Annotated in this window: 15 protein-coding genes; 10 read left to right on the top strand and 5 right to left on the bottom strand. The window is 69.8% G+C overall.

Annotation, left to right across the window (positions count from 1 at the left end):
• The first annotated feature begins 46 nt into the window (after window positions 1-46).
• The 9 genes from OG736_RS11520 to OG736_RS11480 all read left to right on the top strand — a co-directional run bounded on the left by OG736_RS11520 (window position 47) and on the right by OG736_RS11480 (window position 10521).
• Window positions 47-1384, top strand: coding sequence for an ABC transporter substrate-binding protein (locus OG736_RS11520; protein WP_327182344.1), 1338 nt, complete (start codon window positions 47-49; stop codon window positions 1382-1384).
• Between the two features lie 104 nt (window positions 1385-1488).
• Complete coding sequence (locus tag OG736_RS11515) at window positions 1489-2286, top strand: rhamnogalacturonan acetylesterase (RefSeq protein ID WP_327182343.1); 798 nt, start codon at window positions 1489-1491, stop codon at window positions 2284-2286.
• A gap of 89 nt (window positions 2287-2375) precedes the next feature.
• Window positions 2376-3677 carry a pectate lyase family protein gene (locus tag OG736_RS11510; RefSeq protein ID WP_327182342.1) on the top strand — a complete coding sequence of 434 codons (1302 nt, stop codon included), beginning with the start codon at window positions 2376-2378 and terminating at the stop codon, window positions 3675-3677.
• 84 nt (window positions 3678-3761) lie between these two features.
• The gene (locus tag OG736_RS11505) at window positions 3762-4907 is read left to right on the top strand and encodes a pectinesterase family protein (RefSeq protein ID WP_327182341.1); all 1146 of its coding nucleotides are present in this window, start codon (window positions 3762-3764) and stop codon (window positions 4905-4907) included.
• A gap of 4 nt (window positions 4908-4911) precedes the next feature.
• Window positions 4912-5940: a pectinesterase family protein gene (locus OG736_RS11500; protein WP_327187582.1), complete on the top strand. Its 1029-nt coding sequence runs from the start codon at window positions 4912-4914 to the stop codon at window positions 5938-5940.
• Entirely contained in the window at window positions 5927-7132 is a 1206-nt protein-coding gene (locus tag OG736_RS11495) for a dienelactone hydrolase family protein (protein WP_327182340.1), read from the top strand. Before OG736_RS11500 ends, OG736_RS11495 begins: the two co-directional genes overlap by 14 nt.
• Window positions 7133-7181: 49 nt before the next feature.
• A complete protein-coding gene (locus tag OG736_RS11490; protein ID WP_327182339.1) occupies window positions 7182-8294 on the top strand; it encodes a right-handed parallel beta-helix repeat-containing protein in 1113 nt (370 codons plus the stop codon).
• 141 nt (window positions 8295-8435) lie between these two features.
• Window positions 8436-9233 carry an HAD family acid phosphatase gene (locus tag OG736_RS11485; protein ID WP_327182338.1) on the top strand — a complete coding sequence of 266 codons (798 nt, stop codon included), beginning with the start codon at window positions 8436-8438 and terminating at the stop codon, window positions 9231-9233.
• A 133-nt stretch (window positions 9234-9366) separates the two neighbouring features.
• Window positions 9367-10521, top strand: a complete 1155-nt coding sequence (locus OG736_RS11480) for a right-handed parallel beta-helix repeat-containing protein (RefSeq protein ID WP_327182337.1) — start codon at window positions 9367-9369, stop codon at window positions 10519-10521.
• Between the two features lie 15 nt (window positions 10522-10536).
• Here OG736_RS11480 and OG736_RS11475 read toward each other — a convergent pair whose 3' ends face one another.
• Together OG736_RS11475 and OG736_RS11470 are read right to left on the bottom strand one after the other, a co-directional pair.
• Window positions 10537-11418 (bottom strand): hypothetical protein, encoded by an 882-nt coding sequence (locus OG736_RS11475; RefSeq protein ID WP_327182336.1) that lies wholly within the window; start codon window positions 11416-11418, stop codon window positions 10537-10539.
• Complete coding sequence (locus tag OG736_RS11470; RefSeq protein WP_054239212.1) at window positions 11415-11984, bottom strand: SigE family RNA polymerase sigma factor; 570 nt, start codon at window positions 11982-11984, stop codon at window positions 11415-11417. The genes OG736_RS11475 and OG736_RS11470 overlap by 4 nt, the downstream gene beginning before the upstream one ends.
• A gap of 269 nt (window positions 11985-12253) precedes the next feature.
• On the opposite strand from OG736_RS11470, the gene OG736_RS11465 reads away from it, so the two are divergent.
• Window positions 12254-13702 (top strand): NCS2 family permease, encoded by a 1449-nt coding sequence (locus OG736_RS11465; protein WP_327182335.1) that lies wholly within the window; start codon window positions 12254-12256, stop codon window positions 13700-13702.
• Between the two features lie 60 nt (window positions 13703-13762).
• Here OG736_RS11465 and OG736_RS11460 read toward each other — a convergent pair whose 3' ends face one another.
• The 3 genes from OG736_RS11460 to OG736_RS11450 all read right to left on the bottom strand — a co-directional run bounded on the left by OG736_RS11460 (window position 13763) and on the right by OG736_RS11450 (window position 16577).
• Complete coding sequence (locus tag OG736_RS11460) at window positions 13763-15220, bottom strand: peptidoglycan D,D-transpeptidase FtsI family protein (protein WP_327182334.1); 1458 nt, start codon at window positions 15218-15220, stop codon at window positions 13763-13765.
• A gap of 109 nt (window positions 15221-15329) precedes the next feature.
• Window positions 15330-15800 (bottom strand): GNAT family N-acetyltransferase, encoded by a 471-nt coding sequence (locus OG736_RS11455; protein ID WP_327182333.1) that lies wholly within the window; start codon window positions 15798-15800, stop codon window positions 15330-15332.
• A 3-nt stretch (window positions 15801-15803) separates the two neighbouring features.
• Window positions 15804-16577 carry an IclR family transcriptional regulator gene (locus OG736_RS11450; RefSeq protein WP_020130471.1) on the bottom strand — a complete coding sequence of 258 codons (774 nt, stop codon included), beginning with the start codon at window positions 16575-16577 and terminating at the stop codon, window positions 15804-15806.
• Window positions 16578-16702 lie beyond the last annotated feature (125 nt).

Genomic DNA, 16702 nt, shown 5'->3' with positions numbered 1-16702 from the left:
ACAACTTCATATCTCCGTTGGGATCCAGAAGAAGAGAGCCGACCACATGAAGAGCAGCATCCGCAGAAGCAGGCGCGCCGCCCTGGCCGTCGCCCTGGGCTCCGTGCTCGCGCTGACCGCCACCGCCTGCGGCGACGACGGCAGCGGCGGCGCGGGGGACAAGGGAGGCGAGGGCTCCGGCAAGGGGGAGATCACCTTCTGGGACAACAACGGCGGTGTGCGTACCGACGTCTGGAAGGAGATCATCGCCGACTTCGAGAAGGCGAACCCCGACATCAAGGTCAACTACGTCGGCGTGCCGGCCGACAGCGTCCAGTCCAAGTACGACACCGCCATCCAGGGTGGCGGTCTGCCCGACGTCGGCGGCGTGGGCACCGCGATGCTCGCCGAGGTCGCCGCGCAGGGCGCCCTCGAACCGCTGGACAGCCGGATCTCCAAGAGCACGCTGAACGGCAAGCTCAACGAGAAGTTCCTGGACGGCGTCAAGGCGGCCGGGATCGACGGCAAGACGTACTCGGTGCCGACCTCCGCGAACAACGGCACCCTCTGGTACCGGACCGACCTGTTCCAGCAGGCCGGCCTGGACGCGCCGACGACCTGGACGAAGTTCTACGCGGCCGCCGACAAGCTCACGAACAAGGACAAGAACGCGTTCGGTTACACCATCCGCGGTGGCGCGGGGTCCATCGCCCAGGCGCTGGACGCCACCTACGGGCAGAGCGGCATCACCGAGTTCTGGAACGGCGAGAAGACCACGGTCAACGACCCGAAGAACGTGGCGGCGCTGGAGAAGTACGTCGGCCTGTTCAAGAAGAACACCCCGTCCGCCGACGTCAACAACGACTTCACCAAGATGGTCGCCCAGTGGGACTCCGGGACCATCGGCATGCTGAGCCACAACCTGGGCTCCTACGGGGACCACGAGAAGGCGCTGGCCGGCAAGTTCAAGGGCATCCCGGCGCCCACGCAGGACGACGGCACGCGGGTGCAGGTGTCCAACCCGGTCGACGGGCTCGGGCTGTTCAAGGCGAGCAAGAACAAGACCGCCGCCTGGAAGTTCATCGAGTTCGCCGCGTCGCACGCGTCCAACAGCAAGTGGAACGAGACGGCGGGCCAGGTGCCGGCGAACAACGAGGCCGCGCAGGACAGCTGGGTGCAGGAGTCGGAGCCGACGAAGCTGGCCGCCGAGGCGCTGGCGGGCACCACCACCAAGATCGTGCAGCTGCCGTACTACCTGCCCGACTGGAACACCATCTCCAAGGCGGACAACGAGCCGAACTTCCAGAAGGTGCTGCTCGGGAAGCTGAGCCCGAAGGACTTCCTGGACACGCTGGCCGAGCAGCTGAACGCCGCACAGGCCGACTGGAAGAAGAACCACGCGTAGTTCGCGGTTTCGGTCGCGGGGGGGCTGCCGGCCGGTCGGGGCCGGTCGCGCAGTTCCCCGCGCCCTTGGTGAATCCCCTGAACCTCTGTCGAAAGGCGCACTTCGTGTCCCTCAGCCGCAGACAGGTCACTTCGGCGGCGCTCGCCGCCGTACCGCTCGGCGCGGCGGCGGCCGGGCCCGCCCGGGCCGGGGCCCGCCGGCCCCGCACGCTCTTCATCGCCGGTGATTCCACCGCCGCCCAGAAGTACTCCGACGCCGCTCCCGAGACCGGGTGGGGAATGGCGCTCCCCTTCTTCCTGCACAAGGACCGGCCCGTCGCCAACCACGCAGTGAACGGCCGCAGTTCGAAGAGCTTCATCGACGAGGGCCGGCTCGACGCCGTCCTCGCCGCGATCCGGCCGGGGGACCTGCTCCTCGTCCAGTTCGCGCACAACGACGAGAAGACCACCGATCCGACCCGCTACACCGAGCCCTGGACCACCTACCAGGACTACCTGCGGATGTACGTGGACGGCGCCCGTGCGAAGGGCGCCCGGCCGGTTTTCGCCACGCCCGTCGAGCGCCGCAGGTTCGACGCCGAGGGGAACGCCGTGCCGACGCACGGCGAGTACCCGGCCGCCATGCGCGCGCTCGCGGAGGAGGAGCGGGTGGCCCTCCTCGACGTCCAGGCGCTGTCGCTCGCGCTGTGGCAGCGACTCGGCGTCGAGGAGACGAAGACGTACTTCAACTGGACCGAGACCGAGCAGGACAACACGCACTTCAATCCACCGGGCGCGATCGCCGTCGCGCGGCTCGTCGTACGGGAGTTGCTGCGGACGCGGGTGCTCGGGCCGCGTGACGTGGTCCGGCTGCACGACGAGATTCCCACGTCCTGGATCACCTGGCCCGCACCGCTCGCGTAGGACCCGCTACCGCTCGCGCAGGACCCGCACGCCTTTCGCCACAAGAGGAGAACCGTACAGTGCGTACACAGATATGTCATGGACGTGTCATGGCTGCCCTGGTGGGCTGCACCGCGCTGGTGCTGTCCGTCACCGGCACGGCGTCCGCCCAGGCCGACGCCCACTCCCGCTCCTCGTCCCGCGACCTCGGCCGGCAGGTCCTGGGCGCGAACGACGGCTGGGCCGCCCACGGGACGGGAACCACGGGCGGGTCGGCCGCCGACGCCGCCCATGTGTACACCGTCACCACCTGGGCTGGGTTCAAGGCCGCCCTCGCCGCCGGCGGCAGCGCGCCGAAGATCATCAAGGTGAAGGGCGTCATCGACGCCGTCGCCGAGGGCTGTGACGCCTTCGCCGCGCCCGGCTACGACTTCGACGCCTACCTCGCCAGGTACGCGCCCGAGACCTGGGGTCTCGACACCGACCTGAGCGCCGAGCCCGCCGACAGTCCGGAGGGGCTGCGGCGCGCCTCCGCCGCCGCCCAGGACACGGCCATCAAGGCGAACATCCCCGCCAACACCACCATCGTCGGCATCGGGAAGAACGCCGGCTTCAAGGGCGTCAGCCTTCAGATCAAGGCCGTCGACAACGTGATCATCCGGAACCTGGCCTTCGAGTCGCCCATCGACTGCTTCCCGCAGTGGGACCCGACCGACGGCGCGAACGGCAACTGGAACTCCGAGTACGACACGGCCGTCGTCTACGGCTCGACGCACGTGTGGCTGGACCACAACACGTTCACCGACGGATCGCACCCGGACAGCGCCGCGCCGACCTACTTCGGCATGCTGTACCAGCAGCACGACGGCGAACTGGACATCGTCCGGGGCGCCGACTACGTCACCGCCTCCTGGAACGTCTTCACCGACCACGACAAGACGATCCTCATCGGCAACAGCGACAGCGAGTCGACGGCCGTCGGCGACCGGGGGCACCTGAAGGTGACCTTCCACCACAACCAGTTCTCCAACCTGGTCGAACGCGCTCCCCGGGTCCGCTTCGGGCAGGTCGACTCCTACAACAACCACTTCGTCGCCGACGACGCCTTCGCCTACAGCTTCGGCATCGGCAAGGAGTCGCAACTCGTCGCCCAGCACAACGCGTTCACGCTGCCCGCGGGCGTCAGCGCGGCCAAGGTGCTGAAGCGGTGGAACGTGGCGCCGCTCACCGCCGACGACAACTACGTCAACGGCAGGCTCACGGATCTGATCGCCGTGCACAACGCGGAGATCCCGGCCGAGGTCCTGGAGTCCGGCGCGGGCTGGACGCCGACCCTGCGCACCAAGGTCGACCCGGCGAAGGCGGTCCCCCGGATCGTCGACTGCGGCGCGGGCGCCGGGCGCCTGGGCTGACCCCTCCCCACGACGGCCGGGGCGGGCGGCGCCCGTCGCCGCCCCGGCTCCCTCAGCAGAGCCGCACTGCCAAGGAGCACCCGCATGTCCTCGCCCCGACACCCCCACGACCCCCGACTCCCGCTCTCCAGAAGAGGATTCCTGACGGCGACCGCCGGTACGGTCGCCGCCCTCGGCCTCCCCGCCGCACCCGCTCGGGCCGCCACCGCGCGCCGCGGCCCGTTCGGCCGCCACGGCTCGCCGGCCGATCGGCTCACCCCGCGGACCCTGTACGTCGACCCGCTGGGCCGGGGCGACTTCACCGGCGTCCGGGACGCCGTCGCCGCCACCACCGGCAGCGGCTGGACCCTGGTCCTCGCCCCCGGCACCTACCGGGAGACAGTCGCCCTCGACGTCACCCGCCCCGAGGCCACCTGGATCGGCGCCTCCGAGGACCCCCGTGACGTCGTCATCGTCCACGACAACGCGGCCGGCACCGCCAAGCCCGGCGGCGGCACCTACGGCACCACCGGGTCGGCCACCACCACCGTGCAGGCCGACGGCTTCACCGCCCGCTGGATCACCTTCGCCAACGACTGGCTGCGCGCCGACCACCCCGACATCACCGGCACCCAGGCCGTCGCCATCAAGGTCCAGGGCGACCGCTCCGCCTTCCACCACTGCCGCTTCCTCGGCCACCAGGACACCCTGTACGCCGACTCCCTCGCCCTCACCGCCTTCGCCCGGCAGTACTACGCGCACTGCTACGTCGAGGGAGACGTCGACTTCGTCTTCGGCCGGGCGACGGCCGTCTACGAGCACTGCCACTTCCGCACCCTGAACCGCACCGACCTGGCCGCGGCCCCCTACGGCTTCGTCTTCGCCCCCTCGACGGCGGGCGCCAACCCGCTCGGCTACCTGGTCGTCCGGGGCCGGATCAGCAGTGAGGCGCCCGACGCCTTCTACAAGCTGGCCCGCCCCTGGGTCCCCAGCTCCGACACCACCGCCCGCCCGAGCCTCACCGTCCGCGACACCCGTCTGGACGCCGGGATCGACGCCGTCGCGCCCTACACCAACATGTCGGCCTCCTTCCCGTGGCAGAGCCAGCGGTTCGCCGAGTACCGCAACACCGGGCCGGGAGCGCGGATCACCGTCCCCGAGAACCGCCCCCAACTCACCGCGGAGCAGGCGCGATCGGCGACCCGCGGGGCCTACCTGGGCGACTGGGAGCCCTGGAAGGAGGAGTGCTGAGATGCTGCGCCGACGCACCCTCCTCGCGGGCATCACGGGCGCCGCCCTGTTCACCGCGACCCCGGCCCACGCCCGGTCCCGCCGCATCCTGCACGTCCGCCCCGGCGACTCCCTGCAGGCCGCCGTGGACGCCGTCGACGGCCCCGGCGCGACGATCGTCGTGCACCCGGGTACATACCGGGAAGTCGTGAACGTGCCTGCGGACAAGGGTGAGTTGACGATCCGCGGCGCCTCCCGCGACCCGCGCGCCGCCGTGCTCGTCTACGACAACGCCAACGGGACCGCCAAGCCCGACGGGTCCGGAACCTACGGCACCGCGGGCTCCGCCACCTTCACCTCCGCCGCGCCCGGCCTCACCGTCCGCGACCTCACCCTCGCCAACGACTGGCTGCGCGCCGACCACCCGGAGATCACCGGCACCCAGGCGGTGGCCGCCTACGTCACCGGCGACCGCACGCACTTCGACCACGTGCGGCTGCTGGCCCACCAGGACACCCTGTTCGCCGACACCACCGCGCTGGACGCCTTCGACCGGCAGTACTTCCACCGCTGCTACATCGAAGGGGACGTCGACTTCGTCTTCGGGCGGGGCCGGGCCGTCTTCGACGCCTGCCACTTCCACACCCTCCAGCGGGACGTGAGCTTCACCCCCAAGGGCATGGTCTTCGCCCCCGCCACCGCCCGGGCCAACCCCTACGGCTTCCTCGCCCTGCGCGGCCGGATCACCTCGGGCGCCGAGAACGCGGCGTACAAGATCGCCCGCCCCTGGGTGCCCTCGTACGAGACGACCGCCTGGCCCTCGCTGGTCGTACGGGACACCTGGATCGGCCCCGGTATCGACGCGGTCGCCCCGTACACCAACATGCGCGACGCCTACCCCTGGCAGACCATGCGCTTCCGCGAACACGCCAACTCCGGCCCCGGCGCGGCCGTCCCGGTGCCGGAGAACCGGCCGCAGCTGACCACCGAGGAGGCCGCCACGCACACCCGGCGGACGTATCTCGGGGACTGGAGGCCGTATGGCCGCCCGTGACCCGGCGGTGGGGCGGCGGGCGTTCGTGGCCGGCACCGGAGCCGCGCTCCTGACCGGGGCCGTCGCCCCCGCCGACGCGCGGGCGGCCGCCGTGGAGGGACCGGCGGCCGCCGCGGACGGGCGGACGGCCGTCGTGGAAGGGCCGCTGCCGGACTTCCACCCGGCGCTCAGAGCCGAGCTGACCTTCCCCCTGGCCTGGGGCAATTCCCCGATCCGCGACTTCCGCGCCTGGCGCCGGGCCGCCCGCGCCAAGGTCGAGGAACTGCTGGTCGTCGGATCACAGGACCGGACCCCGTACGCCCCCGAGTTCACCGACCGGCGCCGACAGGACGGCTACACGAGCGAGTCGGTGACACTCTCCCTCACCCGCCACGAACGCGTCCGCGCCGCGCTCCTCACCCCGGACGGCCCCGGCCCCTTCCCGGCCGTACTGCTCCTGCACGACCACGGGGCGAAGTTCGACATCGGGAAGGAGAAGCTCGTCCGGCCCTGGTACGACGACACCCGGCTCGCCTCCGCGCAGGGCTGGTCGGAGCGGTACTTCAGCGGACGGTTCGTCGGCGACGAGCTGGCCCGGCGGGGGTATGTCGTACTGTGCGCGGACGCCCTCGGCTGGGGCGACCGCGGGCCCCTCGCCTACGACCAGCAGCAGGCCCTCGCCTCCAACTTCTACAACCTCGGCTCCTCGCTCGCCGGCCTCATGGCCCGCGAGGACGCCCGGGCCGCCGGGTTCCTGGCCGGCCTCGACCGGGTCGACCGGGGCCGGGTCGCGGCCGTCGGGTTCTCCATGGGCGCCTTCCGCGCCTGGCAGGCGGCCGCGCTGAGCGACGACCTCGCCGCCGCGGCGGCCGTCTGCTGGATGACCGGCCTGAAGGAAATGATGGTGCCCGGCAACAACACCCTGCGCGGGCAGTCCTCGTACTACATGCTCCACCCCGGGCTTCCCCGGTTCCTCGACTTCCCCGACGTGGCGAGCATCGCCGCACCCAGGCCGATGCTGTTCTTCGACGGCGGGCTCGACCCGCTGTTCCCCGCCGACGGCGTCCGCGCGGCGCACGACCGGCTGCGCGCCGTCTGGCGCTCCCGTCACGCCGAGGAGCGGTTGCACCTGAAGAGCTGGCCCGACCTCGGCCATGTCTTCGTCGACCGCATGCAGGACGAGGTCTTCAGCTGGCTCGACACCGTCCTGTGAACCGCTCCCTCGCCCCATCCCCCTGAACGACGGAAAGGACCCGCACTCCATGTCTCGTCGTACCGCTCTCACGGCCGTCGCCGCCCTGACCCTGGGCGCCGGACTCGCCGTCCTCCCCACCCAGGCGCAGGCCGCGACCGTGGTGGTCAGCAACTCCACCGACCTGTCCAACGCCATCAGGAACGCCACCGCCGGCACGGTCATCCAGGTCCGCGCCGGCACCTACTACCCGACGGCCACCCTCCAGTCCACGGCCAACGGCACCTCCTCGTCGCCCGTCACCCTCACGGCGTACGGCTCGGAGACCGTGAAGATCGACGGCTCGTCGCTGCCGGACGGGGACTGGATCTTCAAGCTGACCGCCGACTACTGGAACGTCTCCAACATCACCTTCCAGAACTCCCCGGACAGCGCCGTCGTCTGCCAGTCCTGCACCGGCACCAACTGGAACAACATCAAGACCATCAACGGCGGCGACTCCGGCTTCACCCTGACCGGAGACGGCACGGTCAACAACACCGTCAGGAACATCGACTCCTACGGTCACTACGACGCCGCCAACCACGGGGAGAACGCCGACGGTGTCGCCGTGAAGTACGGTTCCGGCACCGGAAACCTCATCACCGGCGCCCGCCTCTACAACAACTCGGACGACGGCATCGACTTCTGGTCCTTCTCCTCGCCCGTCACCATCGAGCACACCTGGTCCTTCGGCAACGGCGTCAACCGCTGGTCCGACTCGGCCTTCGCGGGCGACGGCAACGGCTACAAGCTGGGCGGGGACGGAGAGGTGGTCGCGCACGTCGTCAACAACTCGGCCGCCTGGGGCAACGCCGGAAACGGTTTCACCGAGAACTCCAACAAGGGTGCGATCGTCATCAACCGCACCACCGCCTACGCCAACAGCAAGTGGGGCTACTACTTCGCCACCGGCGCCGCCAAGCTCGGCAAGAACCTGGCGGTCGGCAACGGCGGTGGCGCGGTCAGCAAGAGCTCGTCGGTCACCTCGGCCGGCAACAACTGGGACTCCGGCATCTCCACGCCGGCCTTCAGGTCCACCGACGCGAGCTCCACGTACAACGCGCGCAGCTCGAGCGGCACCCTGCCCACGACCTCGTTCCTGACGACGGGTTCGACGACCATCGGAGCGACCATGGACTGACCGGCCGCCCATCCACCGGTCTTCCGGGCGCCTGACCCGATCGTCCGCCTCGATCGCTTGACCCGATTTTTGCCCGTGAACGGGTAACGGTCGGGCAACGGGTCTCGCGCTCGGCCGTGTGACGCGCGTAGAAAACGTGTCATGCATAAGCCACTGCGCATCGCGGCCGTCGCCGCTGCCTGCGCCGTCGCCGGCGCCGCCCTGTACGGCGCCGGCGCGGCCACGGCCGGCCAGTCCACGGCCAACTCCACCCACGAGCCCTACAACATCGGGCTCCTGGTGAAGGACCTCGACACCTACTACGGCACCGCGCCGGACGCGAACGGCGTCTATCAGGCGTCGCCGGCCAGCCCGTACGCCAAGGACCTCGCGAGCATCGACAAGGCCGCGAAGAAGTACATCGACCAGGCCGCCCGCAAGGCGGTCAGGAAGGGCGAGAAGCCCGCGGTCGTCTTCGACATCGACGACACGCTGCTGCTCAGCCTCGACTACGAGAAGCGGTACAACTACACGTACAACTCCGCCACTTGGGCGGCGTACGTGAACAAGGCCGACCGCCCGGCGGTGTTCGGCAGCCCCGAACTCGTGCAGTACGCCGAGAAGAAGGGCGTCGAGGTCTTCTACAACTCGGGCCTCGCCGAGGCGCAGCGCACCGCCGCCGTGGAGAACCTGAAGAAGGTCGGCGCCGACATCAACCTCGACGCCGACCACATGTTCCTCAAGAACGCGGCCACCCCGCCGGCGTACCTGAGCGGCTGCGCCACCCCGGGCGCCTGGACCTGCACGACCGTCCAGTACAAGTCCGGCACCCGCAAGCACATCGAGCGCGACCTCGGCTACGAGATCATCGCGAACTTCGGCGACCAGTACTCCGACCTCGAGGGCGGCTACGCCGACCGGACGTACAAGCTGCCGAACCCGACGTACTACGTGAGCTGACGCAACTTTTTCGATCTCTTTCGGTGGCGCGGCAACCTGCTGCGGCCACGGTGACGACTGAGGAGCGGAAACGGGCCGGGGCGGCCCCTCCGGCCCGTTTCCGCTCTCACTCGCTCACCGAAAGGAACGCCCCGTGCGCATGAGCACCGGACGCCACCGCAGGACCCGCACCCTCTCGATCGCCGCCGCGGTGGCGGTCTCCGCAGGGGCGGGCGGCGTCTACCTCGGCCTGTCCGACGGCGGTGCCGAAGCCGCCTCGTCGACGGTCACCGTCTCCACCACCGCCCAGCTGGAGACGGCCGTGCGCAACGCGGTCGCCGGCACCGTCATCCAGGTCCGCGGCGGCACGTACTACCCGACGGCCACCCTCAAGTCGACTGCCAGCGGGACGAGTTCGGCCCGGATCACGCTCCAGGCGTACGGCACCGAGAAGGTGAAGATCGACGGTTCCAAGCTGCCCGCCGGCTCCTGGCTCGCCGGGATCTACGGCAGCTACTGGACCGTGCAGAACCTCACCTTCCAGTCCTCCCCGGCCCAGGGCTTCGTCGTCACCTCGTCGACCGGCGGCGTCTTCAAGAACCTGGTCACCGGCAACAACGGCGACTCCGGCTTCACCCTGCGCGGCGACAACACGGTGAACAACCTCGTGCAGAACCTCGACAGTTTCGGCAACTACGACGCCGCCGGGCACGGCCAGAACGCGGACGGCATCGCCGTCAAGTTCGGCTCCGGGACGGGCAACAGGATCACCGGCGCCCGGCTGTACAACAACTCGGACGACGGCCTCGACCTGTGGCAGTTCTCCACGGCGGTCACCATCGAGCACTCGTGGGCCTTCGGCAACGGCAGGAACCGGTGGAGCGACGCCGCGTTCGAGGGCAACGGCAACGGGTTCAAGCTGGGCGGCGGGGGCGTGGCCGTCGCGCACGCCGTCAACAACAACGCGGCCTGGGACAACACGCTGAACGGGTTCACCGAGAACTCCAACACCGGCGCGATCGTGCTGAACCGCAACACCGCCTACGCCAACACCGAGGCGGGGTTCTACTTCGCCACCGGCAAGGCCAGGCTCGCCCGCAATCTCGCGGTGGGCAACAAGGGCGGGTCGGACAAGCGGGGTTCGTCGGCCGTCTCCGCGGCGAACAGCTGGGACAGCGGGGTGTCCACGCCGGCGTTCACCTCGACGGACGCGACGACGGCGTACGGCGCCCGGAAGGCGGACGGCTCGCTGCCCGCGACGACCTTCCTGACCACGGGCTCGACCACCATCGGCACGACCATGAAGTAGGCGCTGTCCTGGTGGTCAGGAGTCGCCTTCGTCGTCCTCGGCGGAGGCGAAGTCACCGCCCACGGCGCCCTGTTGCTGCTCCGACCGGCCGGTGACCGCGTAGGTGTCGTCCTTGGCGTCGCGGCCGCCGCGGTCGTGGTCGTACTGCCCGGCGAACACCCACTCGCCCTTGGCGACCGTACGGCCCTCCTTGAGCACCCAGGTGTAGACCAGGAAGCCGTCCCGCTCATCCACCGAGAACGTGAAGTCGTCCTCGGGCAGTGAGCGCCAGGCGCCCGCCGACGAGACCCCGCCGGTCTGCGCGACCTTCAACTGCACGGTCAGCTCGGTGAGCGCCTCGGACGTCTTGATCGTGATGTTGCTCTGCGCCCAGAAGTCGTTGCTGTGCGGGTCGACCGAACCGTCCGACCACAGCGGGCCGTCCTCGTCGTCGGTCGTCGCCGGCAGCAGCGTGGCCGCCGCGGGCGCGGAGGGCGTCGCCGCGGAGCTCCGCGGCGGGGAGGTGCTCGGCTTCGCCGGGTCCTTCGCGCCGCCGCCGGAGCTCGGCGTGGTCTTCGGCGAGGCCGGCGGGCGGCTCGTCGCGTCCGGGGACTCCACCGGCGGCGGGGAGACGGAGACCGTCTGCTGCGCCGGGGTGTCGTCCTTCACGGCGGACGCCACCGCGTAGCCGCCGACCGCGAGCATGCCCGCGACCGCCGCCGTGGCGCCCACGATCCGGGCCCAGCCCCACAGGACCGGGCGGCTCGCCCGGTGATCGGACCGTTCAGGTCCCTGTCCCTGTCCCGCCATGCCCCGCTCGACACGGGCCAGGATGTGCGCCCGGTCGGGTTCGTGTGCCTCGGCCGCCTCGTGCAGCCGGGCGCGCAGATCGTCGTGCACGTCCCGCTGCATCGTCATCGGTCCCTTCCTGAGGCCGAGGCCTCACCGGTGCGCACCATGGCAGGCATCTTGAGCGGAGCCCCCTTGGCGCCGAGCAGTTTCTGGAGCTCGGCCATTCCCTTCGAGGTCTGGCTCTTCACCGTACCGACCGAGACCCCCAGGGCGAGCGCCGTGTCCTTCTCCGACAGGTCGAAGGCGTGCCGCAGCACCACACAGGCCCGTTTGCGGAACGGAAGTCTACGCAGCGCCGACTGGACGTCCACCACGCCCGCGATGTCGGGGTTCTCCGTCTTCTCCTCGCGCTGCGACCAGAACAGCGCGATCCTGCGGCGCTCCCGGACGGCGCTGCGGATGCGGGTGCGGGCGAGGTTGGCGACGACACCGCGGGCGTACGCCACCGGATGGTCGGCCGCGCGTACCCGGTCCCAGCGGTTCCACAGCGCGAGCAGTGCGTCCGCCGCGAGATCGTCGGCGGCGTCCGCCTCGCCGGTCAGCAGGTGGGCGAGACGGGACAGTTCGGCGTAGTGGCGGTCGAAGAAGGCATGGAATTCCACGGAGGCGGCGTCGTCGACGACTGTGCCCACGGGTTGACCTCTTCTCGGAACGACTGGTGTGCCTGTGCGTGTCATGTGAATGACATGGGGATGCCCCGAGGAGGTGGCCGGGGCGAGATCGGGAAGCGTAGCAGTGATCGACTACTGGCTCTTGTACAGGGGTTCGAACATCAGGTGGCAGGCCGAACGACTCCGGAGTCCGATTCCGTAACACGACGAAAACCTGAAGACGGTTCAACGCAGGAACAATCCAGCCAGCATCCGCACACAGATCATTCAGGCAATGAGGAGCACCAGCCATGTCCGAGACGCAAGTGACGGCCGACCGTCCAGGTACCGCACCACCCGCGGCGAACAGCGTCGACCGGTACTTCAGGATCTCCGAGCGGGGATCCACCTTCGGCCGTGAGATACGCGGCGGCTTCGCCACGTTCTTCACCATGGCCTACATCCTTGTCCTGAATCCCATCATCCTGGGCAGCGCCAAGGACAAGTTCGGGCACCAGCTCGACGCCGTCCAACTCACCACCGCCACCGCCCTGGTGGCCGCGGTGATGACGATCATCATGGGCGTCGGCGGCAACCTGCCCCTCGCCCTCGCCGCGGGCCTCGGCCTGAACGCGGTCGTCGCCTTCCAGATCGCCCCGCTGATGAGCTGGGACGACGCGATGGGCCTGATCGTGCTCGAAGGCCTGCTGATCTGCGTGCTGGTGGTGACCGGTCTGCGCGAGGCCGTCATGCACGCCATCCCGCAACCGCTGAAGCAGGCGATCAGTGTCGGCATCGGCCTGTTCATCGCCTTCATCGGCTTCGTCGACGCCGGCTTCGTCAGCCGCATCCCCGACGTCGCGAACACGACCGTCCCCGTGCAGCTCGGCGGCACCGGCACCCTCTCCGGCTGGCCGGTGCTGGTCTTCTGCCTCGGTGTGCTGCTGACGATCGGTCTGCTGGCGCGCAAGGTCAAGGGCGCGATCCTGATCAGCATCGTGACGATGACGGTCCTCGCGATCGTCATCAACTCGACCGCGGACATCAAGTCCTGGGGCCTGACCACGCCCTCGTGGCCCGACAAGATCGTCGACACCCCCGACTTCGGGCTGATCGGTCACTTCAGCCTGTTCGGCGCCTTCGGCGAGACCAGCGTCATCACCGTCGTCCTGCTGATCTTCACCCTGATCCTGTCCGACTTCTTCGACACCATGGGCACCGTCGTCGGCATCAGCGCGGAGGCCGGACTGCTGGACGAGAAGGGCGACGTGCCGGGTCTCGGACGCGTGCTGCTCATCGACGGCGCGGCGGCGGTCGCGGGCGGCGCGGCCTCGTCGTCCTCCGCGACCTCCTACATCGAGTCGGCCGCCGGCGTCGGCGAGGGGTCACGCACCGGCTTCTCCAACCTGGTCACCGGCTCACTGTTCGCGTTCGCCCTGTTCCTGACGCCGCTCCTCACCATCGTCCCGCTCCAGGCGGCCGCCCCCGCGCTGGTCGCCGTCGGCTTCCTGATGATGACCCAGGTCAAGAACATCGACTGGGACAAGTACGAGATCGCGATCCCGGCGTTCCTCACGATCGCCGTGATGCCGTTCACCTACTCGATCACCAACGGCATCGGCGCGGGCTTCCTCGCGTACGTCGTCATCAAGACGGTGCTCGGCAAGGCGAAGGAGGTCCACTGGCTGCTGTGGGGAGCCTCGGCTCTGTTCGTCGTGTACTTCGCGATCGACCCCATAGAGCAGGTGCTGGGCGTGTAGTTCCCGGGGGCGACCCCGGATCCCCGGCCGGGAGCGCGTCCCGGCCGGGGAGGTCGTTGCTCAGCGCTGCAGCGCCGCTTCCATCATCGCCTTCGCGACCGGCGCGGCCAGCCCGTTCCCGCTGACCTCGGACCGCGCGGCGTCGGACTGCTCGACCACGACCGCCACGGCGACCTGCTTGCCGGAGGAGTCGGACTTCCCGTACGACGTGAACCAGGCGTACGGCGCCTTGCTGTTGTTCTCGCCGTTCTGGGCCGTGCCCGTCTTGCCGCCGACGGTGACGCCGTCGATGAGCGCGTTCGTGCCGGTGCCCTTCTCGACGACCGTCTGCATCGCCGACCGAAGCTGCTCGGCGGTGGAGGAGCTGACGATCTGCGTGGTCGACGCCTCGTCGTCGTAGTCCTCGAGGACGTCGCCGCCGCCGTCGGTGATCTGCGAGACCATGTGCGGCGAGACGAGCTTGCCGCCGTTGGCGATGGCTGCCGACACCATGGCCATCTGCAACGGCGTCGCGGTCACGTCGAACTGCCCGATGCCGGTCAGTGCGGTGGACGACTCGTCCATGCCGGACGGGTACACGCTCGGGTACGCCCGCACCGGCACGTCCTGGCTGTCGTCGTTGAAGCCGAACTTCTCGGCCGTCGCCCTCAGCTTGTCCTGTCCGAGCTGGACGGCCATGTGCGCGAACACGTTGTTGCAGGAGTACTGCAACGCGACCCGGATCGTGGCGTTCTCGCAGGGCGCGGACGTGTTCTCGTTCTTCAGGACCGTGCGCGTGCCCGGCAGGGTGTACGGGTCCTCGCTGTCGGTCTTCTCGTCCACCGACGAGTACAGCCCGTCCTCCAGCGCGGCCGCCGCCACGACCAGCTTGAACGTCGAGCCCGGTGCCAGCGGCTGCCGCAGCGCCCGGTTGGTCAGCGGCTTGTCGGAGTCCGCGTTGAGCTTCTTCCACGCCGTCCCGGCGGTGTTGGCGTCGGTCAGCGTCGACGGGTCGTACGAGGGGGTCGACACCACCGCGAGGATCTGGCCGGTCGTCGGGTCGACCGCGACGGCCGCGCCCTTCTTGTCGCCGAGCGCGTCGTACGCCGCCTTCTGCACGTCCGGGTCGATCGTGGTGATCACGTTGCCCGGGTCGGCCCGCTTGTCGGTGACCGTGTCCAGCGCGGTCTTCAGGCGGGTGTCCGTGCCGTTGAGCAGGTTCGCGTAGATGCCCTCGAGCTGCGTGGGGGCGTAGCTCTGCGAGGCGTAGCCCGTCACCGCCGCGTACAGCTCGCCGTCCGTGTACGTGCGCTTGTATCTGAGGTCGCCGCCCGTGGTGACGGCCGAGCCGGTGATCGCCTTTCCGGCCACGATGATGTTCCCGAGCGGCTCCGCGTACGTCGCGATCGCGTTGCGCCGGTTGTCCTTGTCGTCCGCGAGTGCCCGGCCCTCGTAGAACTGCACCCAGGTCGCCCGGAGCAGCAGGGCGAACACCAGCAGCAGCGCGAAGACCGAGGCGCGCCTGATCGTCTTGTTCATTGCGAACAGAAAGACGAGCGGGCGGGAGGCGATCGTTCCCGTTCGCCCGTTTTCTCATCGACCGTTCATCTGAGGCCGGTTCACCGGGGCCCGTCCACTGCGGCCGGGCTCAGGCCTCCAGCCGCAGCACGATCTCCTCGGTCTCCCCGCCCCGCGCGTTCGCGTAGCCGGTGGCCCGGGCGGTGGACCGGAAGCCGCACTTCTCCAGGACGCGCAGGGAGCCCGCGTTGTCGGCCGCCGCCCGTGCGAACAGCGGCCGTTCCCGGACCTCGGACACCAGTGCCCGCAACGCCTCCGTGGCGATGCCCCGGCCCCAGTAGGCGCGGTCCACCCAGTACGTCACCTCGCGCTCGCCCGGCTCCCCGTACACCGCCGCGCTGCCGACGACGTCCCCGTCGGCCAGGATCGTCCGCGGCACGGCGGACGAGGCGCGGATCCTCGTCCAGTGGGCGTCGAACGCGTCCCGGTCGGCCGGATCCTTCGCGGTGAACGCGGCCATCCGCAGGGACTCCGGGTCGTTCATCTGCCGGAAGAACACCGGCAGATCGCTGTCGTGGACCTGGCGCAGGGAGATCAGCATGTCTCAGAGCCTACGGGTGGCCAGCGTGAGCCGGTCGCGTGCGTCGAACAGCGCGTCCTTCACCAGCTGCTCGTGCGCGGGGGTGAGCCGCGCCACCGGCACCGAGCAGCTGATCGCGTCCCGGGCCGGCGTGCGGTACGGGATCGCCACGCCGAAGCAGCGCAGGCCCAGCGTGTTCTCCTCGCGGTCCACCGAGAAGCCCTGCTCGCGGATCTGGTGCAGCTCCTCGATGAGCTTCTCGCGGTCCGTGATCGTGTGCTCGGTCAGCGCGGGCAGCGTCTCCGGCAGCAGCTTGCGGACCTGCTCGTCGGTGTAGGTGCTCAGCAGCGCCTTGCCCAGCGAGGTGGAGTGGGCCGGGAGACGGCGCCCGACCCGGGTGAAGGGCCGCAGGTAGTGCTGGGACTGGCGGGTGGCGAGGTACACGACGTTCGTGCCGTCGAGCCGGGCCAGGTGGATGGTCTCGGTGGTGTCGTCCGAGAGCCGGTCCAGGGTGGGGCGGGCGGCCGCGACCACCTCGTCGCCGTCGATGTAGGACGTGCCGACGAGCAGCGCCCGTACCCCGATGCCGTACCGCGTGCCCGTCGCGTCCGTCTCCACCCAGCCCAGCTCCACCAGCGTGCGCAGCAGCATGTAGAGACTGGACTTGGGATAGCCGACGGCCTCCTGGACCGACGCCAGAGAGTGCATTCCTGGGCGGCCGGCGAAGTATTCCAGCAGCTCAACCGTCCGCACCGCGGACTTGACCTGCGCCCCGCCCCCCGTCTCGCCAGCCGACATCGCCCTTGACCCCTTCGTTCGACGGGAAATACGCTCCGACAGCATATTCATCATCAGAGACAGCGTTCAGTATATCGAACGACCCTGATGAATGAGCCAGTACCAAACGTGGTCAGAACCAAGCG

The sequence above is a fragment of the Streptomyces sp. NBC_01334 genome, from assembly GCF_035983595.1.
GTDB lineage: Bacteria > Actinomycetota > Actinomycetes > Streptomycetales > Streptomycetaceae > Streptomyces > Streptomyces coriariae.
The sequence above is the reverse complement of the archived record's forward strand: the minus strand, read 5'-3'. Positions and strand labels throughout refer to the sequence as shown.